5 protein-coding genes are annotated in these 3,849 nt (G+C 40.7%); all 5 read left to right on the forward strand.

All coding sequences use genetic code 11. From position 1 onward, the window contains the following. Positions 1–816, forward strand: an 816-nt coding sequence (gene rodZ, locus HMPREF3057_RS01745; protein ID WP_257370570.1) for a cytoskeleton protein RodZ, incomplete at its 5' end; no start/stop codon positions are given. Between the two features lie 10 nt (positions 817–826). Beyond that, positions 827–1,372, forward strand: a complete 546-nt coding sequence (gene pgsA / locus HMPREF3057_RS01750; RefSeq protein ID WP_000712149.1) for a CDP-diacylglycerol--glycerol-3-phosphate 3-phosphatidyltransferase — start codon at positions 827–829, stop codon at positions 1,370–1,372. Then, the gene (locus HMPREF3057_RS01755; RefSeq protein WP_070696100.1) at positions 1,369–2,196 is read left to right on the forward strand and encodes an energy-coupling factor ABC transporter ATP-binding protein; all 828 of its coding nucleotides are present in this window, start codon (positions 1,369–1,371) and stop codon (positions 2,194–2,196) included. The genes pgsA and HMPREF3057_RS01755 overlap by 4 nt, the downstream gene beginning before the upstream one ends. Further along, positions 2,181–3,020 (forward strand): energy-coupling factor transporter ATPase, encoded by an 840-nt coding sequence (locus tag HMPREF3057_RS01760; RefSeq protein WP_000513210.1) that lies wholly within the window; start codon positions 2,181–2,183, stop codon positions 3,018–3,020. The genes HMPREF3057_RS01755 and HMPREF3057_RS01760 overlap by 16 nt, the downstream gene beginning before the upstream one ends. Further along, positions 3,013–3,807, forward strand: coding sequence for an energy-coupling factor transporter transmembrane component T family protein (locus HMPREF3057_RS01765; protein ID WP_000377881.1), 795 nt, complete (start codon positions 3,013–3,015; stop codon positions 3,805–3,807). Before HMPREF3057_RS01760 ends, HMPREF3057_RS01765 begins: the two co-directional genes overlap by 8 nt. The last annotated feature ends 42 nt before the right edge of the window (positions 3,808–3,849 follow it).

A 3,849-nucleotide genomic window follows, 5' to 3' on the forward strand; every position in this document is an offset into this window, starting at 1 on the left:
AAAAAAACAATTGGCGAGGTTCTACGTTTAGCTAGAATTAATCAGGGATTGAGTTTAGAAGAATTGCAGGAAAAAACTGAAATTCAGTTGCATTTTCTAGAAGCTATGGAGGCAGATGATTTTGATCAACTTCCTAGTACCTTCTATGCTCGTTCTTTTTTAAGAAAATATGCCTGGGCAGTAGAGTTAGATGAAAGAATTGTTTTGGATGCCTATGATTCAGGTAGTATGATCACTTATGAAGAGGTAGATGTCGATGAAGAAGACTTGTCTGGTCGCAGACGATCAAATAAGAAAAAAACGTCTTATCTCCCCTTGTTTTATTTCGTTCTATTTGCTTTGTCAATTTTAATTTTTGTCACTTACTATGTTTGGAACTACATCCAAACTCAGCCAAGTTCTTCTTCAGCTAATTATAGTGTTGTGAACTCGACTAGTTCAACAACCTCATCTAGTTCATCTTCTAGTAGTCAGACGTCTAGCTCGTCTTCTACTACGGAATCAACTATTACAGTGTCAGGTGAAGGAAACCGCATTGAAGCTCGGTATAAAACGAGTAAGGAAACCGCTACTGTTCAATTGGCAGTATCAGATGCAACTAGTTGGGTAAGTGTTTCAGGAAGTGAGCTGGAGGGTGGTGTGACACTATCCGAAGACAATAAGAATGCAAAAACAACAGTTTCAACTAAGAATCCCGTTACCATTACTTTAGGTGTAGTGAAGGGAGTTACTGTAACTGTGGACAATCAAACGATTGATACTTCGAAGCTGACAACTCAGACTGGAACTGTAACACTTACATTTACTACAGATTAAGGAAAAATCAATGAAAAAAGAACAAATTCCTAATGTATTAACTATTGGTAGAATTCTCTTCATACCTCTCTTTATTCTTATTTTGACTTTGGGCCATTCACAAGGCAGTCATTTGCTGGCAGCGATCATCTTTGCAGTTGCTAGTATAACGGATTATCTTGATGGTTATCTTGCTCGCAAATGGAATGTAGTCAGCAACTTTGGAAAGTTTGCAGATCCAATGGCGGATAAGCTGCTGGTTATGTCAGCTTTTATCATGTTGATTGAGTTAGGTATGGCTCCAGCTTGGGTTGTTGCTATTATCATCTGTCGTGAACTCGCGGTGACAGGCTTGCGTTTGTTGCTTGTTGAGACGGGAGGGACAGTTCTAGCAGCAGCGATGCCAGGGAAAATCAAGACCTTTAGTCAGATGTTTGCCATTATCTTTTTGCTCTTACATTGGAATTTAATTGGTCAGCTGTTGCTTTATATAGCTTTGTTTTTCACTATCTACTCTGGCTATGATTATTTCAAGGGTAGCGCTCATGTATTCAAAGGGACATTTGGTTCGAAATGAAATCGATTATTGAAGTAAAAGATCTGTCTTTTCGTTACAAGGAAGATCAGAATCATTATGATGTTAATAATGTCTCGTTTCACGTGAAACGGGGAGAATGGCTTTCGATTGTAGGTCATAATGGGAGTGGAAAATCGACAACTATCCGTTTGATTGATGGCTTGCTCGAAGCAGAGTCCGGGGAAATCTGGATAGATGGCCAATTGCTGTCCTCTGAGAATGTTTGGGACTTACGCCGTCAAATTGGTATGGTTTTTCAAAATCCAGATAATCAATTTGTGGGGGCGACTGTTGAAGATGATGTTGCCTTTGGTTTAGAAAATCAGGGACTTCCTCGAGAAGAAATGAAGAAGAGAGTGGCTGAATCTTTGGAGTTGGTAGGTATGCTGGACTTTAAGAAGAGAGAACCAGCTCGTTTATCTGGTGGCCAAAAACAACGTGTGGCCATTGCAGGAGTTGTTGCCCTGAGGCCAGCTATTTTAATTCTAGATGAGGCTACAAGTATGTTGGACCCCGAGGGACGACGAGAACTGATTCAGACAGTTCAAGAGATTCGAAAAGACAACCAGATGACAGTCGTCTCCATTACACATGACTTGGAAGAAGTTGCGATGAGTGACCGTGTCTTGGTCATGAAAAAAGGCCAAGTGGAGTCAACCAGCAGCCCAAGAGAACTTTTTTCTCGGGATGATCTTGACCAGATAGGGTTGGATGAGCCTTTTACTAATCAATTGAGAGAATCTTTGAGAGAGACTGGTTATCAGTTGCCGGATGGCTATTTGACAGAAGGAGAGCTAGAGGACAAGTTATGGGAATTACTCTAGAAAATGTGAGCTTTACCTATCAAGAGGGAACTCCCCTATCTTCATCAGCCTTGACTGATGTTTCTTTGACGATTGAGGATGGTTCCTATACAGCTTTAGTAGGGCACACAGGCAGTGGGAAATCAACGATTTTACAGCTTTTAAATGGCCTATTGGTACCAAGTAAGGGTTCTGTTCGAGTTTTCGATACCGTCATTACCCCTACATCAACCAATAAAGAAATTCGTCAGATTCGAAAGCAAGTTGGTCTAGTGTTTCAATTTGCTGAAAATCAGATTTTCGAAGAGACTGTTTTGAAAGATGTTGCATTTGGACCGCAAAATTTTGGAGTTTCTGAGGAAGAGGCCAAGAAAATTGCGCGTGAAAAGTTAGCCTTGGTAGGCATCGATGAGTCACTCTTTGAGCGCAGTCCTTTTGAACTTTCGGGTGGTCAGATGAGACGTGTGGCTATAGCAGGTATGCTAGCCATGGAGCCAACTGTCTTGGTTTTGGATGAGCCTACAGCTGGACTAGATCCTCTGGGCAGAAAAGAACTGATGACCCTGTTTAAAAAACTTCACCTTGCTGGAATGACAATCGTCCTGGTAACACATTTGATGGATGACGTAGCTGCATATGCTGATCAGGTCTATGTTATGGAAAAGGGGCGTTTGGTCAAAAGTGGTAAACCGAGCGAAGTTTTCCAAGATGTAGCCTCTATGGAAAAGGTGCAGTTAGGTGTGCCTAAAATAACAGCCTTTTGTAAACGTTTGGCAGATAGAGGTGTAGCTTTTAAAAAATTGCCAATCAAGATAGAGGAGTTTAAGGAGTCACTAAATGGATAGTATGATTTTAGGGCGTTATATACCGGGGGATTCCATTATTCATCGCTTGGATCCACGTAGTAAATTGCTTGCCATGATCCTGTTGATTTTGATTGTATTTTGGGCTAATAATCCCCTCACCAATCTCATTTTGTTTATAGCGACAGGTATATTTATCGCTTTGTCAGGCGTTTCCCTCTCATTTTTCGTTCAGGGATTAAAATCCATGTTCTTCTTGATTGCTTTTACGACTCTTTTTCAGCTCTTTTTCATTTCAAGTGGAAATGTCCTATTTGAGTTTTCTTTTATAAGAATAACGGATTATGCTTTGCAACAAGCAGGAATCATTTTCTGTCGTTTTGTGTTGATTATTTTCTTTTCAACCTTGCTAACCTTAACGACCATGCCTTTGAGTCTGGCAGCTGCAGTTGAAGCTCTTTTAGCACCGCTGAAACGCGTGAAAGTTCCCGTTCATGAAATTGGTCTCATGTTATCAATGAGTTTGCGTTTTGTTCCAACCTTGATGGATGACACGACGAGAATTATGAATGCTCAAAAAGCTCGTGGAGTTGACTTTGGCGAAGGTAGCATCGTTCAAAAAGTAAAGGCTATGATTCCAATTTTAATTCCTCTTTTTGCGACGAGCTTAAAGCGTGCAGATTCATTGGCAATAGCCATGGAAGCGCGTGGTTATCAGGGAGGAAAGGGTAGAAGCCAGTATAGACAGTTGAGATGGAGTCAAAAGGATACACTGGCAATTCTTGTGATTTTGGTACTGGGATGTTTCTTATTTTTCTTAAAATCTTAGCAGGTTTGTAGGATTGGTAAGAAGCTCACAGTAGCAGGTTTT

This window comes from Streptococcus sp. HMSC072D05 (genome assembly GCF_001815805.1).
Lineage (GTDB): Bacteria > Bacillota > Bacilli > Lactobacillales > Streptococcaceae > Streptococcus.

Coding starts and splice junctions, on each gene's coding strand:
- pgsA (WP_000712149.1), top strand. CDS start 827: ATGAAAAAAGAACAAATTCCTAATGTATTAACTATTGGTAGAATTCTC.
- HMPREF3057_RS01755 (WP_070696100.1), top strand. CDS start 1,369: ATGAAATCGATTATTGAAGTAAAAGATCTGTCTTTTCGTTACAAGGAA.
- HMPREF3057_RS01760 (WP_000513210.1), top strand. CDS start 2,181: ATGGGAATTACTCTAGAAAATGTGAGCTTTACCTATCAAGAGGGAACT.
- HMPREF3057_RS01765 (WP_000377881.1), top strand. CDS start 3,013: ATGGATAGTATGATTTTAGGGCGTTATATACCGGGGGATTCCATTATT.